Raw genomic sequence first — 19,654 nt, 5'->3', positions numbered from 1 at the left:
AAATTAACCTAGGGCATACCTATATTGTATAAAGATCACACATAACCTGACTTTACTCTTATCTTAACCTCAAAATTAAATAAAACCAAAGAAAGTTTCACTGATCAAATTTATAGGGTATAGGAAAATTGATTCCATGCTAACTAACAGAAGTCAATGCTATCTACTAGGACTCGTACTTGCAACTACCTTAAGTGCAAACATCCAATCTGTTAATGCTCAGTCTGTCAATTATTTAGAAGGTAGTGCAACCTCATCCACAATCAATTCGACCTTTGCCACTTTAGCGAGTAATCAATATCAAGCCAACACTCCTTTTATTGAGCCAACTCAAAATGTTAACCCCACAGCCATCTTTCCTAATTATGATGGTGAATTATTTCAGAATACAGATTCAATGTCTGGAGCTTTAGTGGGTTTGACAGTGAGTAAATATGACAAAATGCCAGTGGGTACTAATAAAGTATTCATGAGTAACGAAATGATTGCTAGTATGACATCTCAAGCAAATACTTCTGATGATGTACCTAACTCTCATTCTCTCCGGCGCGGTACCCTGGTTAGCAATAACTACAATGCTATTAGTATGCTCCGGACAATGGATGATTCGCAAAACATCGCCTATGTAGGGATGAATGAAATTAACGCTGAACCCAGATCCGATGCTTTAAATAGAGAACTCAAAATCACAAACTACTTAGCTTTTGTACCAGAAAACACCTGCGTTAATTCTGAAAATACCAAGCTACCAAAAACTTGCCAAACCAAAAATGCCGAAAAAATGGTAGCTACTATGTCGATGATTCAGGCTAAAACTTGGTCGGCGCAGATGACTAAAGATTTTTCTTTTTGGCAGAATATGAATGTTTCTCTAGAAACAGCAAGCAGATAAAATCAGGGAAATTGTCGAGCAATCGTAGTAATTTACTAAACTGCTTGTCTAGGTAAAGAATCGAGAAGTGAAAATGAGGAGTTAATTTTTTCACTTTTGTCTATTGTAGTTGAAACGCCTATCAAGAAGTCAGTGTGTGAGTGAATAAATATTCAGACGTTTCAACTACCCATAAATATTACTTCACCCTTAAATAATACCAATTCGCAATTCGCAATGACGCGACGCTCGTTCCTCGCTAACGCTTCGCTATCGCAGGCTCGCTAACGCAATTAAGAAATCTAGCTTCAGTAAGACTTTCCTGATTTCTATCTGCCGCATTCTTTTATTAAATTGGTATAAACACAATATTCCCCGCTAATTTGTATCTTCTACAACGAGTAAAACAGTAGAAGCATATTTTGATTATTTAAAAAATCTAAAAAATCTTTTTGGTGTGGTGAAAAGATGGATAGTACTTTTCTGTTGCGATCGCATCTCCAATTTACGTTTATGCTTTCAAGTATCATTTACGTCACTCTACTTAAATCAGCTTGGTTCCAAAATTGAACCCATAAACAAAATGCTACCTGTTTGATTATCTCGAATGGCACAGAAGAAAGGACGGTCAACAATCATCCGAAATGGTTCTGGCTTGTCTCTCAGGGATGTGGCTACAATTCCCACTGATGTCGCCGCCGCCGCTTCTGTACCTTCTTCATTGACTTCTACAAAAGTTTTATGTTTTACCTCGCTAATCGCTAAATCTTTCCCCATTCCCGAAAAATTAGCTTGTGAACTAAAAGCTTCTTGCATTCCTAAAGCTTTTAGGGCATCGTTGAGTGTCACTTCGTAGTCAGTTTTAAACTTGGGTAGGCGAATAAAACCTTCTTGGCTACGAAATTGTGTTAACCATGTTTCCCAATTCTGAGCATTTAAGTTTTGATAAAAAGATTTGAGATTGGAGTTTTGTTTTGGCAAAAAGACATAAAAGCTGACTTTGCCATCTTTGCCATAAGGTAAACTTACTGCTTGAAACTGCTCGTTTTCATAATATTTATACTCCCCGGTTTGAGACATCATAGAATGTAGTTTTTGCTGCCCTGGTGCGCTGTAAAAAGGATGTTCAGCAGTTTGGCTTTTATCAAACTTCTCACTCCATTGCCCTTTAAAGTAAATAGCATTAATTAAAAACAGCACTTGATTGGGTTGTATTTGGTCAACAATTTTGTTGATTTTGCCTTGGGTATTATCATTCACCCAGTTATTAATGCTGTTTAAGGCAGATGCAGATTTAAAGTCTAAATTAGCTACCTTGGCTTTGTAAAATTCTTGGTTTCGTTGCAAAAAGTCTGGACGTAAATTCACATCTTTATTTACCCAAAGTGAGTTGGCAATATTTAACTGCACATTAGCATCAGGATTTTCTAAGCTACTTTTTAAAGCAGCATAATTAGAGTTAATCGCAGGCAGACTCAGACCTTGTAATTCCAGGGTTTTAGCCATTGCCTGTTGGGTAGAACCACTAGCACCGTTGTAGGTCATAGCTAAGGCGATCGCTACACTAGTGGGTGAAATAAAAATGTTTTTTTCGCTACCTTCTGCTTGCAAAACTTCCGAAAACAACTTAAAGCCAAATTTGTTATTAGCATTTACTAATTTTGTATCAGCTTTGACGGTTTTTTTTTGCAATGGTATTTCTGGTTGAGGCATTTTCGAGTCTGCAAAAGCATCATTATTACTATTGACTTGAGAACAACCAAGTACACCTAGCAAAACTACACTTGCAGCCGCTAGAACATAGCGTCTTCCTAGACTGACAGCGTAACGTCTTTGTAGAAAACTTGCTTTCATCCCGCTTAATTTTTGCCGATTCATTCTTCCACCTCACTTACCAAAGATTAATCAAGATTGATGCTCAATGCCTTAATGATTAACTATTGCATTAATTCAAGGCTCATCCTTTGACGGTTACAGTTTTTGTAACGGCAATCAAAAGAAAGTGATAAATGGAAAATGAATCTCTTCTTTCTTTGTATCCTTTGCACCCTACCTGCGGGAAACACGCCTAAAACCTGGATTTCTCACAAGAGAGAAATCCAGGGGTGTGGGAGGTGTGGGAAGGGTGGGAAGGGTGGGAGGATGGTGAAGAAATCTTTCCCCCTCCTCTCCCCACACTCCCCTCTCTCCCCACACCCGTTACCCATACGTGAGAAATTCGGGTAAAAGACTGCTTCAGTGCTTGCGCGTCTATGTGGTTCGTTATCTATAGGAATCCGGTTTGATTTCTGAATTTATTTGTGTAGGTCGGGAATAGGGAATGGGGAGTCGGGAGTAGGAAAGAAGCCTGATCTGAGTGTACTGATTTTTTCCCAAATCAAATATGAGTCCTATAGTTCTATATATAAGTAGTAGAATGCCGAAACTCTATCAGCGTCCATCTGCGTTTATCTGCGGTTAATTTTCTTCTTGTCAGTCCTGTAGAGTCACGAATCAATTTCCTGATTGCAGCGATCGCACACTTAATATAGGTAATTTTTTTCGTAAAAGAAGAATTTGCAGATAAAATTTTACCACAGATTGAGACAAAACCACGAAAGTATGCTTTAAATATAAAGTTAATCTCTCACAACGGTTTTGACCTCGACATTGTACCGTTTTTCAGCGTTCAGGGTCAGGCAACGGAGTTTCTTCGGCAAAGATAGCAATTTGCAGCAGAAAAAACAGTTGTCTGGGGTGATTCAGGTAATGATATTGCATTGTTCGCTGTGGGCAATCAACGGGGAATCATATTTAGTAATGCTCAATGGCATACTAAATATCCGACTGACTATCGGTAAATAGCACAAAACCCTTGTGTTGAGGGAATTCTAAAAGTTTTGTAATATTGTGGATTCTTATGATTAGCTATCTCAAAGGTCTTGTTGCAGGTGTTCAGACAATTGGCGGTAATCGTGTCATTTTGACTATCGAAGTCAATGGTATTGGTTACGATTTGCAAGTTCCCCAAAGGTTAGCACAGCAGTTACCAGAATCAGGCGGAGTGGCGCAAATTTTCACTCATTATCAAATTCGGGAGGAAGTACCTTTACTGTATGGCTTTGCTTCTCCAGCAGAACGGGATTTATTTCGCCACCTGCTAACAGTTAGCGGGATTGGTGCAGCTTTAGCGATCGCCCTCCTAGACACCTTGGAATTACCAGATTTAGTCCAAGCCATCATCGCAGGTAACACCCAAATCTTAATTCAAGCCCCTGGAGTGGGCAAAAAAACCGCAGAACGCATCTGTCTAGAACTGAAAAGTAAATTGATTGAATGGCGCAAATCAGCAGGGTTCTTCGTCGCTACAGGCGGCCCAGCACCAGGGATTTTAGAAGAAGTGCAGATGACTTTGTTCGCCTTGGGTTACACAGCCCACGAAGTTAGCCACGCCTTACACGTTGTGAGTGAAGACATTGGACTACCGAAAGATGCTTATGTGGAAGATTGGATTAAACAAGCGATCGCCCATCTCAGCAGCGAACAAGTACAGTAATATAGGAATCCGGTTTGATTTCCGAATCTACTTGTGTAGACAGGGAGTAGGGAATAGGGAGTCGGGAGTAGGAAAGAAGCTGTATCTAAGTGTATTGATTTTTTTCCTAAATCAAATATGAGTTCTGTCTCAATTCGTAATGGTGATGCGTCTGCCATATCAGAAAATTAACGCAGCGACAGAGCAGGGTAATAGCTATGACACCACAAGAAGAATGTCTAAAGATTTATCTAGTTGTAGCTAGAATCACATAGACTGAGGAATGAAAGAATAGCTGCTAAAATCCCTTCAATTTCATGAAGCTGTATATTATTCGCCCTAAAACTTCCTCAGTTACTCGCTCTCTTTCCCTGATGTCGAGAAAATTAACGCCCCAAAGTCGGAGGATGCAAGCGGCGGAAGTAAAAGCTTTTTGGCAGCAAGACTCAGTTTATCAAGAAATTCAACGCTGGATTGCCGACGCGCGAGAGGATGGTGTAATTCAAATTGCTCAAGCAGAAACGGTGATTACAGGTACGGTTATTGTAAAAATGACCGAAGAAGAAGCAGCCAGGATGCGTGAAGAGTTACCTGATGCTGATATCACAGAAGACCGCCCAATTGAGTTAATTCAACCCGAAGCCAGCGCAACTGATTTAAAAACAGAAATTTCTCAATCTGATTTATGGCATTTAGCAGCAATTAATTTAGATAATTGCCGTCAAAAAGGGTATGAATATACAGGTCAAGATATCACGATTGCCGTTTTAGATACCGGGGTAGATGGCAATCATCCAGCATTAAAAGGGAGAATAACTAAAGCCTTTACCTTTGATGCCCAAAATTATCAGGTACTGCCCATGAATCCTAGTGTTGATACACACAAACACGGCACTCACGTTGCGGGATTAATTTGCGGCAACAAAATTGGTGTTGCGCCTAATACTAATATTTTCAGTGGAGTAATAATTCCTGGTGGTACTGGCAATCTTTCTGATTTTATTTTGGCGCTGTCTTGGGTAAGCCAACAACCAGAAATTAGCATTGTCAATATATCGGCTGGCTTTATTGGCTATTTACCAGATATGGAAATAGCAATTGAAAGTTTGCTTTTATCTGGCATTTTACCAGTTTGTGCTGTGGGCAATGAAGGCAGAAATCGTACCCGTAGCCCTGGTAATTATCGGGATGTAGTTTCCGTTGGTAGTTCAACTATTGACAAGCGCATTGCTGGCTTTAGTGGCAGTGCTACATTAAATACAGGTTCCCATCAATATCAAGTACCCAATTTAGTTGCACCGGGGAAAGAGATTTATTCATCAATACCAGGAGATAAATACGAAGCAATTAGCGGTACTTCAATGGCTACGCCGATTGTTTCGGGAATTGCCGCCTTAATTTTAGAAGAATATCCCAACATAGAAGTTTTAGATTTAAAAGAAGAATTATTTGCTAGATGTGAAACTTTACAAGTTCCACAAGACCGCCAAGGCTACGGCTTAATTCAAGTAAAATTATAAGCAATTCTCAAGTACATGAATACACTCCACTCGCGCTGTCGCGTACCCTCCCCAACTACGGTGTACCCACAAGTCTAATTACCCTCCTTAATCCCCCCTTGGAAAAGGGGGAAAAAGAGAAATCTAGTTCCCTCCCCTTGGAAAGGGGAGGGTTAGGGTGGGGTAATTCTAGAACTGATAGTAATTCTATAACTTGTGTTTACACCACAGCCCTTTGGTAAGAGGAGGGTTAGGGAGGCGTTCTTTTGTAACTCACTGAAGTTGGAAACGCTATCTATATGAGACTAGAACCTCAGCATCTAGAAAAAATTGACGACTTGCTAAAACAAGAGCTAGAAGAAGCCAGAGGCGATGAAGAATTACTGGTGATTATACGGCTTGAAGGCAAATATTCACAATCAGAAAATAACTTTGTTTCTAATCTCAAACCATCAGATTTTCCTAATCGCCAAGCTTACCGTCAAGCCTTGATTGATTTGCAAAAGCAGCAAGTAAAAAATGCTGTGGGTGAGACAATTAAAAAATTAGAAAGCTTAGGATTGACTATTACTGGCGGTGAAATGAGCGAAACCGTAATAGCCAGAGGAGAAGCACGGCAAATTTTAAGCAGCTTGGAATTAGCAGCAGTGCGCCGTGCTAGTTTAGATCGAGCTATTGCAATTAACGACGCTGGTAAATATTTAGCAACAATTCTCAGTCAAGTAATTGATACTTCAAACCCACAAGTTCCGCCAAGAATTCTCAAGTCTGCCTCGCAATATTACCAAAATTATTACAAGCGATACGGCAAATTAAGAGTTTTGGGGATGAAACAGTTCGTACCCTTGGATTATATTTATACTGCTGTCCAATTCCTCAGCAATTGGGAAATAGCTAATTCATTATCGCTTCGGGATTTAGAAGCAGCTTTCAGAAAGGCTTATAGGGGAGTAGTTAGCTCAGAGAAAACGGAAAGAAAAGAAGGTATAGCAGTTGCTAATCAAAATCAATATTTAATGGTTTTAGGTGCGCCGGGAAGTGGTAAATCGACATTTTTACGCAAGATGGGATTAGAAGCATTCAAGGGAAAACAAGGTAAATTTGGATATGAGTGTATTCCTGTCTTGATTGAATTGAAAAGATTTAAAGTTGATGAAATTAATATTGCTCAATTAGTTTATCAAGAGTTTAACTGTTGTGATTTTGTCGCAAGCGAAATTTTAACCAAAAAGCTTTTAGAGACAGGGAAATTATTAATCTTATTTGATGGTTTAGACGAAGTACCAACTAAAAACTTGAATACAGCAGTCGCACAAATTCAAGCTTTTGTTAATCAATATCAAAAAAATCGCTTTATTGTTTCTTGCCGCACTGCTGCTTATCATCAACAGTTTAGACAATTTGAGAATGTAGAGATTGCTGAATTTACAGATGAGCAAATAGAACAGTTTATCAATAATTGGTTTCAGTCAGAAGAAGATATAAAAGCTGATACTGCGCGTCAATGTTGGGAGTTACTGCAAAAAAATGAATCTGCTAAAGAATTAGCTAGAACTCCTCTATTGCTGACTTTTATTTGTCTTTATTACGATGAATATCAAAGTTTTACTAACAATCGCAGCGAATTATATAAAAAAGCTTTAGATATTTTATTAGATAAATGGTTGGCAGAAAAAAGAGTCAAACGCGATCCGCTTTTTAAGGACTTTACTATTGCAATTGAAGAAAGTATGCTGGCGGAGATAGCTTATCGCGGCTTTGAAAAAAATCGGCTATTTTTTACCAGAGATGAGCTAATAGAACAAATTCAAGCTAATTTAACCAAAAATGAAAATGCACCTAAAACTTTAAATAGCAAAGCAGTATTAAAAGCAATTCAAGTAGAACAAGGAATTTTAGTAGAAAGAGTACGAGATGCTTACGCTTTTTCTCATCTAACGCTGCAAGAGTATTTAACTGCTAAATATATTTGCGACTGGCAATTATTTGATGAGTTAGTTAATCGTCATTTAATAGATACAACGTGGAAAGAGGTATTCTTACTAACATCAGGCTTGCTGCGTCCAAATGCGGATAAGTTGTTGCTGCAAATGGAGAAAACAGCACAGAAATACATTAACACGCCGAAGTTAAAAGCTTTACTAAAATGGGCAGAGCGAGAAACAAGCAACTCACCTGGAGATATAAAACCTGTTGGTAAAAGAGCGATCGCCTACGTTAACGCCATCGCCATCGCCAGCGCCATCATCAACGTCAACGCCTACGTCTTCCTTATGGAACACCCCAACTACTTCGCCAACATCTACGCCAACACCTTCGACATCGTCATCTCTAACACCTACGACTACGACTACGCCTACGCCATTGATCGAGCTATTAAAGCTACCCGAAATCTTGAAAGATTGCAAATCTTCAATAACTTAAATTTTGCTAATTTAATAAAGCAATTACAAGCTTTAAAGACAGCAATTCCTGATGATAATCAATTTCGATTTGTAAAGCTCAGATTCGCCAACAAATTGCTACAAACCTTACTCAAAGCCTTTAATTTAAATTTAAAAATGGTGAGTTTATCTGAAGAAGAATTAAAAGCTTGGGACAATTATCTATATGCCAATTATTTAATCTTGCAGTGTAAACAAGCAGCCGTGATAGTATCGCCGCAAACTTGGGCAGAAATAGAAGATAGAATGCTGCGCTTTTATTGACTAGGTGTAGCGACTGTTTTAAAAGTCAAGCGATCGCCATCACTTTATAATTTCTAGCCGACAAAAACTTTGGCGCACATAAATTGCGAATCGCTACCTACCAACTCTTAAACAAAGTCTAACAGCGAACGATCAGCCAGCTATGTAACGAAAAATACTTAGCCGGACATGACATAACACAAGTCTGTTATTCTTAACGTGAACGTGGAAGTTGCTACACCTTGCGCGTAACACGTAAACGCGAAAGCAGAAGCTGTTACACCTTGCGCGTAACACGGAAACGTAAAAGCAGAAGCTGTTACACCTTGCGCGTAACACGGAAACGTAAAAGCGGAAGCTCTTACACAGAAAGCAGAAGCTTTTACAACTTGCGCGTAACACGGAAATGTAAAAGCAGAAGCTCTTACACAGAAGACGGAAGCTGTTACTGTGTTAAAAATTAGGATTTGCGCGATGGGCTAAGAGCGATTAAACTCTAAAAATTGATCGCACTTAAATCTGGCTCTGTCAAAGAATTTAAAAACGTCCACAACTGCAAATCGGTAAAATCGGGAATTGCCATAAACGCGCCGACTGTTTGCAGATTTTGTGGATCGTGGGTGGAGGCGATACCAATAGTAGGAATCCCAGCCGCAACAGCCGCACGAATACCCGAAGGCGAATCTTCCAGGGCGATCGCTTTCTCTGCGTTAATCTTTAATTTGTTTAAAGCAGCTTGATAAGGTGCAGGATCAGGTTTCCCAGCAGTGCAATCCTCCGCCAAAATCACTGTATGAAAAGCTTCTTTAATCCCTAAAACCTCAAGCACAAATTCTACATTCAACCGAGGTGCATTGGTAACTAATGCCCGTTTTAACTGATGTGTCTCTGTCCAAGCTAGGAGTTCAGCAAATCCACTCAACGGTTGCAGATGGGAAGCTAATTCACGAAATAATGCTTCTTTATCGTCGGCAAATTTCTGCCCTTCTGCTGGTGATAATTGCGGCAAAATATCTTTGACAATTTCTGGATTCAAGCGTCCACTAATCCGAGATTGGTAGAATTTTTCATCTATTTCAATGTTGTAGTCTGCCAACATTTGCTGCCAAGCTTGGTAATGTATGGGATCAGTATTGACAATAGTGCCATCCAAGTCAAAGAGAACTGCTGCCAGCATAATTCTTTAAGTGTAAATAAATATTAACTTTCTTTACACAGTTTACCCTAGAAGCGTGAAGTATGAAGTGTGAAGTATGAAAGGAAGCAGTTTATTAGAAGTCTGAAGTCTGAAAGAAAGAAGTTTATATAATTAAGTAGGGTGACGCACTGCTGAAAGGATGTTTTAACAGTTATCTTGTTGGTAGGTGGTAGTGCGTTAAGGCAAATTTCTACTTTGTGTCACGCTCAAATCCTCACATTGCCGTAACACACCCTACTGGACTTCACACTTCACACTTCAGACTTCACAATGGTTGCTGCCAAAAATTTTTTTCGTGTTGATGATTTACAAGTGCAAGTTTACAATTCTGAAGCAGAAATGGCTGAGAATGTTGCACAAATTACCAGGAAATATTTAAAGGATATCTTAGAAAAACAGGGGAAAGCTGCCGTTTTGTTAGCCACAGGAAATTCCCAACTCAAATTTCTAGATGCGTTAATTAAGTTGGGTGGCGTAGATTGGTCAAAAATTACTTTATTTCACTTAGATGAATATTTAGGTATTACGGCTGATCATCCTGCAAGTTTCCGGCGTTATCTGCGAGAACGGGTAGAAAATAAACTGACTCCGCAGGAATTTCATTATCTCGAAGGTGATACATTAGAGCCTGTGGCTGAATGCGATCGCTACACGCAATTACTCCAAGCACAGCCAATCGATTTATGTTGCTTAGGTATTGGCGAAAATGGACATTTAGCTTTTAATGATCCTGATGTTGCTAATTTTCATGATCCTTATAGTGTCAAGTTGGTGAAATTAGATATAGTCAATCGCCAACAACAAGTAAATACTGGTCATTTTTCCAATATCGACAGTGTGCCACAGTATGCTTTTACTGTCACCCTACCATTAATTTGTACAGCCAAAAAAATTATCTGCCTAGCACCAGAAAAACGCAAAGCCCAGATAGTAAAACAGATGTTACAACAAACAATCAGCACCGATTGTCCGGCATCAATTCTCCGTCGTCAATCACAAGCAACTTTATTTTTAGATGTCGATTCCGCTAGTTTATTGGATTAAAAATGCTAGAAATTACCATCACTACTCCCTACGTTCTAGCTTAATACTAGACAAACAAGCCTCAAGATAAGTGCAATCTTCACATTTGATTTCTTCGCCTGGATTAGCACATCCGCAAGGAGGTGAAATCAAGCATTCACTTAGTTTTTTAGAAGTTGAAGAGGGTTTTAATATTATCTCAGCAACCACTTCTTGTAGGCAGAAAATTACATCCCGTACCATAATATTGAACCTTTGGTTATCTAGGTAAACTAATTATTCATTCATTATTAGGACTTACGCAATAACCCTCTCAAATCCTCTTAACTTCGTGTCCTAACCTGCGGGAAGCTGCTTGCGCGTCTACGTTTTTTCATGATTTTGTGTAAGTCCTGGTTATTTAAGTGATGAGTAAAATGTAAAATTAATTGCACTCATACCAATTCTGTATGAAGATGCACTAAATTAAAGAACGAACCACAAAGGGCGCATAGACGCGATAGCGGCTTCCCGAAGGGTAGGACACAAAGAAAGAAAAGATAAAAGATTAAATGCAGCCTCACATAGAATTGGTATCAGCGCATAGCGTTTAAAGTCATAATTTCAATCCCTTGACTTTATTTATGGGTTTTCACTCAGCACTCAGCACTTTCAACTCAGTACTCCTAAACTGATAAATTTCAGTTGACCACTTTACCCATGCTGAAACTTGATCCTCAAAGACAAACTCTCTTCTTTGAGAATTAGCAGTCTCAGCTACTAATACCTTGAGAGTTACGGTTTGCATATTAGGATTCATAGTCTGCTGTCCGTAACCAATCACTTTTCCTAGATGACCCGTTTGTTGATTCAGCACATAATCACCAATGGTGAACATAGTGACACTTTCAACGTTAATAAATAGGTGAATCTTTAAAATTCTCTATAAAAAAATAAATAAAAACCTCATGCTTATAGGATGATTTACTTTATCCTATTTTCATATATTCTCTAACTATCGATAGATGTCATCTTACAGTGCAGTAAAAGTTTATAGGGTATAGAAGATAGATGAATGTAACTCATTGGGATGAAAACCTCTGTATTTTAGATTGATAGGGACTTTCTATTATTTGAAATAAATCTTGAATAAAAATAAAACCCGATTTATTGCCTAAATCGGGTTTGTTATCCTTTGTTATTAAATACAGCGTTTTTCATCTTAATAAGGTACATTCATCTAGTTTCTAGTCTCTAGCCTCTATCTCCTATCAATTTGTACTTCACCAGACTGATAAACGCTATATTTAGCCTCATCTGTTTAATGCTAACTCTTGTTTTTGTTTCATAATTGATAAATACTCATTACGAGTTCCATCTACACGGTAGTGGTCGCAGATGCGACAGAGTTTGAGCAAATCCAATCGACTAAATACTTTTTGGCGTTCAATTCCGTTATCGTTTCGCCAGCGCCAAAAAGTTGTTCGGTCAATACGGCGATCGCTCTCAGGCCATCTTCTACGAGATAAAAAATTTACCAGTTCTTCTTCGTAAAACAAGTAACCCTTTGGTAACTTCAAGAGTTCTTCTCTTAAATCATTTAGCGGTATGAGTGGATCTAGCTCAGATAGTCTCATGCCAGCAAGCCCTTATAGTTTCTTTTACATTCAATTACACAGAGCAATTTTGCAACACGGTTTTATCACTTTCTGTTGAATTGAAATACTGCAAAGTTAAGTCTTAATAGAGTAATCAGATAGTAGGGTGAACATGATAGAGTAATTCTCCCTACTACTTTTTTTACTCGCTTTTCTCAACAAACAGTACAAATTTACGTGATTTAATCAAACACAATAAACTGATTGATACTTAATTGCAACCCTCATGCAACAAATTTGATATCATGTTCAGCTATTTCAAATAATTATCAAAATCTACTTTTAGATAGATGTATGATTTCTATGAGATAAACATAACCGCGATCGCCTGTTGTTTACTGCCAATGATACGACTACTAACACTGTAATAGGCGATCGCAAAACTTACACTACATTTACCCAAAAATCTGCTGTACCAACTTTACCATTACGCTGAAATTGCATCCACAGTTTATAAGTTCCAGGTTGAGGAAAGTTAGTGACGAATTTTATCTGTCCATCTGCACTATTCTTGTGGGCATGAGCATGGATATAATCATTAACTGTCAACGGCGATGAACTTTTCACAATCACTAAATGACCTCTTTCGCCTAAATAAGGCTCTAAATCCTTAACTGGCTGATTATTTGCCGCATCTTTGATATCAAAATTTAAGGTAACTTCTTTACCAGCCTGAATGTTTTGATTGGCAGCATCGAGATTAACTTTAGTATTAGATATGACTTTAATTTTCTCAAATTTTTCTAAACTTTTTGGTAAAGGAATTGAACCAGGAATTTTAACTTGCATTAATGATATTGCTTCATTTTGTCCAGAGGGTTTATAGTCACTAAACAAACTATAGTTACCAGGACTGGAAAAAGTTGCACTCACTTCAAAACGACCATTACCTTTGTAACTGGGATGAATATGATCATAAGATGCTAAATCCTCGCGCACAATAATTAAGTGCATCAGTTTTTCTTGAAAAGTATCAAACTTGTCGATAGATTTACCAGCAGTATCTTGAACATTAATCACTAAATTAACAGGCTGATTTGGTATCAAATTTTTTGGCGCAGTTAGTTTTGCTTGGGTAGTAATTTTTGTCTTAGCTTCATCCCCAGAATGTTCCATTGAGTGTCCCTGATGTTCACTCGACATACTATGCTGATGATCAGTATGTTGTGAGTCACCACCAGATACCTGCGTTTTATCCGATTTTGTCACCGATGAGCAAGCAGGTACTATCAATAGGCTAGTTAATACAATAATTCCCGTCCAAAAACGCTTCATTTTGTTTTTATCCTCCAATTTAACAGAGCATTTTAATGAAAATGTTACTTAACTGCTCATAAGATAACTAATCAAGACAAAAGTTATCAAAACTAAGTTATATTTGTTATACAACATAAACTCAATTTCAGAAAATTTACGGTAACAAGTCACGGACTTTTAAGATAACTTGATGTCAATCAATATTTATTACATTACTTAGTTAAAAAGCCGATTATTATGCAGTATGAAGGATACAAGTACTTTAGGAGTGTCTGCACACTGAGCAGTTAGAAAACTATTCCACAACCATGATCCTCCGGTAAAGACTTTTACAATTAACAGGTTTTGAGGATGGCATTTTTAGATAATTTTTTTTTACTAACCAGTTTATTCCCCACGGACATTGCTATCTCTGGAAGCCGGCATTGGTTGGGTTGCATGTTATTTCCGACTCACTCACTGCAATAGCCTATTATTCAATTCCATTCATGCTGGTTTATTTTGTCCGCAAACGCGAAGATTTGCCGTTTGACTGGATATTTTTAATGTTTGGTGCATTTATCATTGCTTGCGGTACAACTCATGTGATGGATGTTTGGACACTTTGGTATCCAAATTATTGGTTATCAGGGTTGATTAAAGCCATCACAGCTTTGATTTCAGTCATTACAGCTGTACAACTTGTGCCATTAATACCTCAAGCACTAGCTTTACCTAGCCATGCACAACTAGAAGCAGCAAACTCGCAACTAGCCACAGAAATTGCTGAACGCAAGCGCACAGAAGAAGTACTCAGAGAAAGTGAAGAACGTTGGCAATTAGCTTTGCGTGGCAATAATGATGGAATTTGGGATTGGAATATTAAAACAAATCAAGTTTTTTTCTCTTCTCGTTGGAAAGAAATGCTTGGTTATGAAGACGATGAAATTAAAAATCATCTGCAAGAAATTTGGACAAGGATTCACCCAGATGATTTAGATGCTGTAGTCAAAGCGGTGCAGAATCACTTTGCCAAAGTTACGCCATTTTACGCTAAAGAATTTCGGGTACTTTGTAAAGATGGGACGTATAAATGGATATTAGATCGGGGTCAAGCCTTGTGGGATGAAAATAATAATGTCGTCCGGATGGTAGGGTCACATACAGATATTACTGAACGTAAGCAAACCGAAGAAACTTTAAGTAAAATACTCACACAACTAGAAATTAAAGTAGAAGAACGCACAGCAGAGTTAAAAAAAATCAATAAATCACTAGAGATAGAAATTACTAAACGTAAACAAATAGAGAAGGCATTAAGAGATAGTGAAGAGAGATTTCGGACGGCATTTCATCAAGCAGCAGTAGGAATTGCCCATGTAGCTTTAGATGGCAGATGGTTATTAGTTAACCAAAGGCTTTGCGATATTGTTGGTTATACAGCCGAAGAATTAGAGTTACGCACCTTTCAGGAAATTACTCACCCAGATGATTTAAATGAATCTTTGAAATATGTTGATGAAATATTAGTAGGTAATATCCAAACATATTCCATCGAGAAACGTTATTTTCGCAAAGATGGTGTTGTAATCTGGATTAACTTGACTGTTTCGTTAACACACCATTCTTCGGGAGAGCCAAAGTATTTTATTGCTGTGATTGAAGATATTAGCGATCGCAAACAATCTCAAGCACAAATTCAAGCATCATTACTCGAAAAAGAAGTTTTACTCAAAGAAATTTACCATCGGGTCAAAAATAATTTACAAGTAATCTCAAGTCTGCTGAATTTACAATCTGACTATATTAAAGAACAAGAAGATATGTATGTCTTTCAAAAAAGTCAGCAGCGCATCGAATCAATGGCATTGGTACATGAGAAAATGTATCAATCTCCTGACTTAGCTCGTATTGATTTTGGTGAATATATTCAAGATTTAGTTGCAAGTTTATTTAGCTCTTACGAAATTAATGCAGGTGCAATTTCTTTAAGGTTTTATCTTGAACATCAGGTTTTACTCGGTTTAGATTTGGCAATTCCCTGTGGTTTAATTGTACATGAACTAGTATCTAACTCTTTAAAATACGGTTTTCCTAATGGGAGGAATGGCGAAATCACTGTGGGAATCACCGAAGATTTAAATCAAAATTTTACTATTTTTGTTAGCGATAATGGAGTCGGCTTACCACCTAATTTCAATTTCCAAAATACAGCATCTTTAGGTTGGCAGTTGGTTGAGGCATTAACTCAACAAATTTCGGGAAATATTAAGATTAACAGTCATACTGGTGTAGAATTTCAAATAACATTTCCCTTAGTCTAAATTAAAGGGGATACTACTTTATAAGTATACAGGAGGTGCTAAGAAAGTTTTAATTACATATAGTTGCTTTTTTAGATATTTAATTTGTCTATGATTGGTAATTCATTTGATAATACAAATACATGACAGACGCGAATATTTTAGTTGTAGAAGACGAATCTATTGTTGCTAAGGATTTACAAAATAGACTGAGAAAATTTGGCTATACAGTTTCTGCAATTGCTTCTTCTGGACAAGAGGCGATTAATAAAGCTAAAGAATTTCGCCCTGACTTAGTACTGATGGATATCCGTTTAAAAGGGCAAATGGATGGCATACAAGCAGCAGCAGAAATTCATAAATATTTAGATATACCGATAATTTATTTAACGGCTTATGCAGATGAGGATACCTTAGAAAGAGCTAAAATAACCGAACCATTTGGTTATTTACTCAAACCTTTCAAAGAAAGAGAACTAAAAACAAATATTGAAATTGCGCTAACAAAGCATAAACTAGAACAACAATTGAAAACTAACCAAAAATGGTTAGCGACATTACTTAATAGTATTAGTGATGGTGTGATATCTAGCGATCGCAATCAACTGATCACCTTTATGAATCCGGTGGCGGAAAAGTTGACGGGGTGGACACAGGCAGAAGCGATCGCTAAAAATATAGCAGAAGTATTTAAAATTATTGATATCAATACTAGAGAAGCTTTAGAAAATCCTATCAAAACAGTTTTAGCATCAGAGGCGATCGCACCTTTTTCAACTACCACTATTTTAATTGCTCAAAACGGTACCGAAACACCCATAGATCCCAGTGCTGCACCCATCAAAGACGATAAAAACCATCTCATTGGTGCGGTGTTAGTGTTTCGGGATGTAACAGAAAGGCTACAGGCAATGGCAGCGAAAGAAAAGCAAATGCAGCAAGAGCAACTTGTAGCCCAATGGGAACAGCTTAATCAATTCAAAAATGACTTTTTAAATTTAGTTTCCCATGAATTGCGATCGCCCCTCTACCACATGAAAGGTATGATTCAAATGTTACAGATATCAACGGCTGTTCAAGAACAGCATTATTTTCTGGACATTTTAGAAACCGAGTGCGATCGGGAAATGGCACTAATCAACGACTTACTAGAGTTACAACGCCTGGAAAGTTCATCAAATCTCCTGCTTGCTCCTGATTTATTAGTTTTACAACAGTGGCTACCTTGGCTCATCGAGCCATTTCAAATTCGCACTCAAGAACATCAACAAACCTTGCACCTTTATCTACCAGAAAATTTACCCGCATTATTTTCTGATCGTCCTAGCTTAGAACGTATCTTAGTAGAATTACTTAACAATGCTTGTAAATATACACCTGCTTGTGGCGAAATTGTGTTGAGTGTTAGCCATGAAACTGCTGAAATTCCAGCCAAAATGATTTTTACCATCAGTAACTCGGCAGAAATTCCCGTCGATGAATTACCCAAAATTTTTCAAAAATTTTACCGCTTCCCTAATGCAGATATTTGGAACCAAGGTGGTACAGGCCTAGGTTTAGCAATTGTCCAGAAGTTAGTCACACAGCTACAAGGTAGTATCCAAGTCACCAGCCATCAGGGATGGACAACGTTTACTTTAACATTGAGTGATTTAGAAATCAGTTAATACCATTTTGGATTTTAGATTTTGCGAAAAGTTGCGTGGGCGGGTTCCCCGACTTGAGCAAACTTTTCAAGACAGATTTTGGATTGGGTAAGGGTTGATCGGTAAGCTTTTGAGCCATCCATCTGTCGCAATCATTTTTTAATTTGGTATAAGTTAAGAGACTAGTACAACAAGGCAAAAGTCAAAGGTCAAAAGGAAAAAGAAAGAATAGTGATACCACAAGCTTTTTAGCAATTTCTTATGGTCACTGAGCGTACTTGTACTGAGCGCAGCCGAAGTAGTCGAAGTGTGGTCGGTTTATTTCCGCCGAACTGTACTAGTCTCTCTTTTCCCACTTAGATGACATAATCCTAAATCGCCAACTCAAAACTATAGCCGCACTAGCTAAACCTATGGCTAATCCCCACCACAGGCCGATAGTACCATAACCAAAACCAATTCCCAGGGCGTAACCCATCAATAAGCCAACACACCAGTAAGCAAAAATCCCAATTAACAGTGGGATACGAGTATCTTTTAAACCGCGTAATGCTCCAGAGGCAGTGACTTGGATGCCATCAACAATTTGAAAAATTGCTGCAACTGCTAGTAATTTGATTGCTAGATTGACAACATCTTGATTGTCTGAATTGTGAGTGTCGAGATAAAGCGAAACAATCAATTTGGGAACTGACCAAAATATTAGAGCCGCGATCGCCATTGATAAAGCCCCCAAGGCAATACCTACATATCCAGCCAAGCGGACACCCTGTAAGTTTTCCTCTCCCGCTAATTGCCCAACACGCACTGTCGTTGCCAAAGAAATACCCAAGGCCATCTGAAATGACATCGAAGCTGTTTGCAAAGCAATTTGATGGGCGGCGAGCGCAGTTGTTCCTAATTGCCCAATAATAAAGGTGACAACGGTAAATAATCCGGCTTCTACAGCAACTAATCCGCCGATTGGTAAACCAATTTGAAAAATTTCCCAAACAATGCGCCAATTTTGTTGGTTGAAGTTAGTAATAGATGACAACTGAAATATTTTATAAACTGCAAAGCGACGTTGACTAAATACATAAATAGCTAGAGTAATAAACATACTCCACAGTGACAAAGTACTTGCCCAACCAATACCAGCTAGTCCTAGGGCGGGTAGTCCGAATTTGCCAAACATTAAAACATAGTTAGCTGTAATATTGAGCAGCGTACCCAAGACAACAGTTACCATCACTAACTGCGGTTGGGAAAGGGCAGACAGAAAGCTTTTGAATACAGCAAAACCCAATGCAGGGATAAAACCCCAAGCGATCGCTCTTAAATAAGTTTGTGCTAGTGAGGCTGCATTCACATCCTGCCCCAACAGTACCAGCAAAGTACTACCATGCCAAAGTAATACTGTAATTGGAATGCCTAATAGCAGGGAGATTCTTAACCCTTGTCGCACAATTTGACCAACTTGTTCAGGCTTCCCGGCTCCGTATGCTTCTGCTGCTAAGGGGCTAACAGCAGCAATAATACCTGTAGTAATCATCAAACAAAAGGTATATACTGCCACACCCAAGCCTCCAGATGCGATCGTCTGACTGCCTAACCAACCCATCATCACTGTATCGACAAAGCCGGTCGCTGATTGGGCTAGTTGGGCTGCTGCTAGTGGAACAGCTAACAGCAGACATTGTTTAACTTCAGAAATCAATCTGGAGCCACTGGTATTGTCCTTGCTCATTAGATTTGAAAATTACTTGAGGATGGGGAAATTTGCCATCTTCCGCTTTTGCAAAAGATGGCAAAGCGTGAGTGAAGTAGACAAATTAGTTATCAAAACTAGATAGATAGTCTATTGTCGTTCTGACTTTAGACTTCTGACTCCTAAATTCTGCTACATCAACAGCAGTTTATGTCGTTGGTAGCGAATTTCACTCCTGTGACGTACTCCACACACTCCCCTTCGGGTGAGTGTGGGCTTCTCAATGACTCTTCTAGGAAGACATTAATTGAGCTTTAAGACCATGCGTCCCACGGTTCTTTATGTTTATA

Annotated in this window: 13 protein-coding genes and 1 pseudogene; 8 read left to right on the top strand and 6 right to left on the bottom strand. The window is 38.4% G+C overall.

Going from position 1 to position 19,654, the window contains the following annotated elements:
- The first annotated feature begins 136 nt into the window (after window positions 1-136).
- Window positions 137-892, top strand: coding sequence for a hypothetical protein (locus H6G79_RS32200; RefSeq protein ID WP_190594633.1), 756 nt, complete (start codon window positions 137-139; stop codon window positions 890-892).
- A 528-nt stretch (window positions 893-1,420) separates the two neighbouring features.
- Here H6G79_RS32200 and H6G79_RS32195 read toward each other — a convergent pair.
- Window positions 1,421-2,749: a serpin family protein gene (locus H6G79_RS32195; protein WP_190594632.1), complete on the bottom strand. Its 1,329-nt coding sequence runs from the start codon at window positions 2,747-2,749 to the stop codon at window positions 1,421-1,423.
- A gap of 656 nt (window positions 2,750-3,405) precedes the next feature.
- On the opposite strand from H6G79_RS32195, the pseudogene H6G79_RS32190 reads away from it, so the two are divergent.
- From H6G79_RS32190 to H6G79_RS32175, 4 genes and pseudogenes are all read left to right on the top strand, one after another.
- Window positions 3,406-3,711, top strand: a pseudogene (locus H6G79_RS32190) (HAD family hydrolase).
- Window positions 3,712-3,770: 59 nt separating this feature from the next.
- The gene (gene ruvA / locus H6G79_RS32185) at window positions 3,771-4,406 is read left to right on the top strand and encodes a Holliday junction branch migration protein RuvA (RefSeq protein ID WP_190594631.1); all 636 of its coding nucleotides are present in this window, start codon (window positions 3,771-3,773) and stop codon (window positions 4,404-4,406) included.
- A 296-nt stretch (window positions 4,407-4,702) separates the two neighbouring features.
- Window positions 4,703-5,905 (top strand): S8 family serine peptidase, encoded by a 1,203-nt coding sequence (locus H6G79_RS32180; RefSeq protein WP_190594630.1) that lies wholly within the window; start codon window positions 4,703-4,705, stop codon window positions 5,903-5,905.
- A 278-nt stretch (window positions 5,906-6,183) separates the two neighbouring features.
- Entirely contained in the window at window positions 6,184-8,592 is a 2,409-nt protein-coding gene (locus H6G79_RS32175; RefSeq protein WP_190594629.1) for an NACHT domain-containing NTPase, read from the top strand.
- 475 nt (window positions 8,593-9,067) lie between these two features.
- Here H6G79_RS32175 and H6G79_RS32170 read toward each other — a convergent pair whose 3' ends face one another.
- The gene (locus H6G79_RS32170; RefSeq protein ID WP_190594628.1) at window positions 9,068-9,748 is read right to left on the bottom strand and encodes an HAD family phosphatase; all 681 of its coding nucleotides are present in this window, start codon (window positions 9,746-9,748) and stop codon (window positions 9,068-9,070) included.
- Between the two features lie 291 nt (window positions 9,749-10,039).
- Between H6G79_RS32170 and H6G79_RS32165 the strand changes: the two genes are divergently transcribed.
- On the top strand, window positions 10,040-10,813 hold the full coding sequence (locus H6G79_RS32165; protein WP_190594627.1) for a glucosamine-6-phosphate deaminase: 774 nt from the start codon (window positions 10,040-10,042) through the stop codon (window positions 10,811-10,813).
- A gap of 610 nt (window positions 10,814-11,423) precedes the next feature.
- Here the strand turns inward: H6G79_RS32165 and H6G79_RS32160 are convergent.
- The 3 genes from H6G79_RS32160 to H6G79_RS32150 all read right to left on the bottom strand — a co-directional run bounded on the left by H6G79_RS32160 (window position 11,424) and on the right by H6G79_RS32150 (window position 13,704).
- Window positions 11,424-11,669 (bottom strand): hypothetical protein, encoded by a 246-nt coding sequence (locus H6G79_RS32160; protein WP_190594626.1) that lies wholly within the window; start codon window positions 11,667-11,669, stop codon window positions 11,424-11,426.
- A 415-nt stretch (window positions 11,670-12,084) separates the two neighbouring features.
- On the bottom strand, window positions 12,085-12,408 hold the full coding sequence (locus tag H6G79_RS32155; protein ID WP_190594625.1) for a hypothetical protein: 324 nt from the start codon (window positions 12,406-12,408) through the stop codon (window positions 12,085-12,087).
- 405 nt (window positions 12,409-12,813) lie between these two features.
- Window positions 12,814-13,704 (bottom strand): hypothetical protein, encoded by an 891-nt coding sequence (locus H6G79_RS32150; RefSeq protein ID WP_190594624.1) that lies wholly within the window; start codon window positions 13,702-13,704, stop codon window positions 12,814-12,816.
- Window positions 13,705-14,174: 470 nt separating this feature from the next.
- On the opposite strand from H6G79_RS32150, the gene H6G79_RS32145 reads away from it, so the two are divergent.
- Window positions 14,175-15,989, top strand: a complete 1,815-nt coding sequence (locus H6G79_RS32145; protein WP_190594623.1) for a PAS domain S-box protein — start codon at window positions 14,175-14,177, stop codon at window positions 15,987-15,989.
- A 122-nt stretch (window positions 15,990-16,111) separates the two neighbouring features.
- Complete coding sequence (locus tag H6G79_RS32140; RefSeq protein WP_190872446.1) at window positions 16,112-17,635, top strand: response regulator; 1,524 nt, start codon at window positions 16,112-16,114, stop codon at window positions 17,633-17,635.
- Between the two features lie 316 nt (window positions 17,636-17,951).
- Here the strand turns inward: H6G79_RS32140 and H6G79_RS32135 are convergent, their stop codons facing one another.
- Complete coding sequence (locus tag H6G79_RS32135; protein WP_190595344.1) at window positions 17,952-19,343, bottom strand: MATE family efflux transporter; 1,392 nt, start codon at window positions 19,341-19,343, stop codon at window positions 17,952-17,954.
- Window positions 19,344-19,654: the final 311 nt, after the last annotated feature.

The sequence above is a fragment of the Anabaena sp. FACHB-83 genome, from assembly GCF_014697485.1.
GTDB lineage: Bacteria > Cyanobacteriota > Cyanobacteriia > Cyanobacteriales > Nostocaceae > Nostoc_B.
The sequence above is the reverse complement of the archived record's forward strand: the minus strand, read 5'-3'. Positions and strand labels throughout refer to the sequence as shown.

Excerpts from the sequence above, each read along its gene's own strand:
- H6G79_RS32200 (WP_190594633.1), top strand. The coding sequence starts at position 137 with ATGCTAACTAACAGAAGTCAATGCTATCTACTAGGACTCGTACTTGCA.
- H6G79_RS32170 (WP_190594628.1), bottom strand. The coding sequence starts at position 9,748 with ATGCTGGCAGCAGTTCTCTTTGACTTGGATGGCACTATTGTCAATACT.
- H6G79_RS32160 (WP_190594626.1), bottom strand. The coding sequence starts at position 11,669 with ATGTTCACCATTGGTGATTATGTGCTGAATCAACAAACGGGTCATCTA.
- H6G79_RS32145 (WP_190594623.1), top strand. The coding sequence starts at position 14,175 with ATGCTGGTTTATTTTGTCCGCAAACGCGAAGATTTGCCGTTTGACTGG.
- H6G79_RS32155 (WP_190594625.1), bottom strand. The coding sequence starts at position 12,408 with ATGAGACTATCTGAGCTAGATCCACTCATACCGCTAAATGATTTAAGA.
- H6G79_RS32135 (WP_190595344.1), bottom strand. The coding sequence starts at position 19,343 with ATGAGCAAGGACAATACCAGTGGCTCCAGATTGATTTCTGAAGTTAAA.
- H6G79_RS32165 (WP_190594627.1), top strand. The coding sequence starts at position 10,040 with ATGGTTGCTGCCAAAAATTTTTTTCGTGTTGATGATTTACAAGTGCAA.
- H6G79_RS32150 (WP_190594624.1), bottom strand. The coding sequence starts at position 13,704 with ATGAAGCGTTTTTGGACGGGAATTATTGTATTAACTAGCCTATTGATA.
- ruvA (WP_190594631.1), top strand. The coding sequence starts at position 3,771 with ATGATTAGCTATCTCAAAGGTCTTGTTGCAGGTGTTCAGACAATTGGC.
- H6G79_RS32180 (WP_190594630.1), top strand. The coding sequence starts at position 4,703 with ATGAAGCTGTATATTATTCGCCCTAAAACTTCCTCAGTTACTCGCTCT.
- H6G79_RS32175 (WP_190594629.1), top strand. The coding sequence starts at position 6,184 with ATGAGACTAGAACCTCAGCATCTAGAAAAAATTGACGACTTGCTAAAA.
- H6G79_RS32195 (WP_190594632.1), bottom strand. The coding sequence starts at position 2,749 with ATGAATCGGCAAAAATTAAGCGGGATGAAAGCAAGTTTTCTACAAAGA.
- H6G79_RS32140 (WP_190872446.1), top strand. The coding sequence starts at position 16,112 with ATGACAGACGCGAATATTTTAGTTGTAGAAGACGAATCTATTGTTGCT.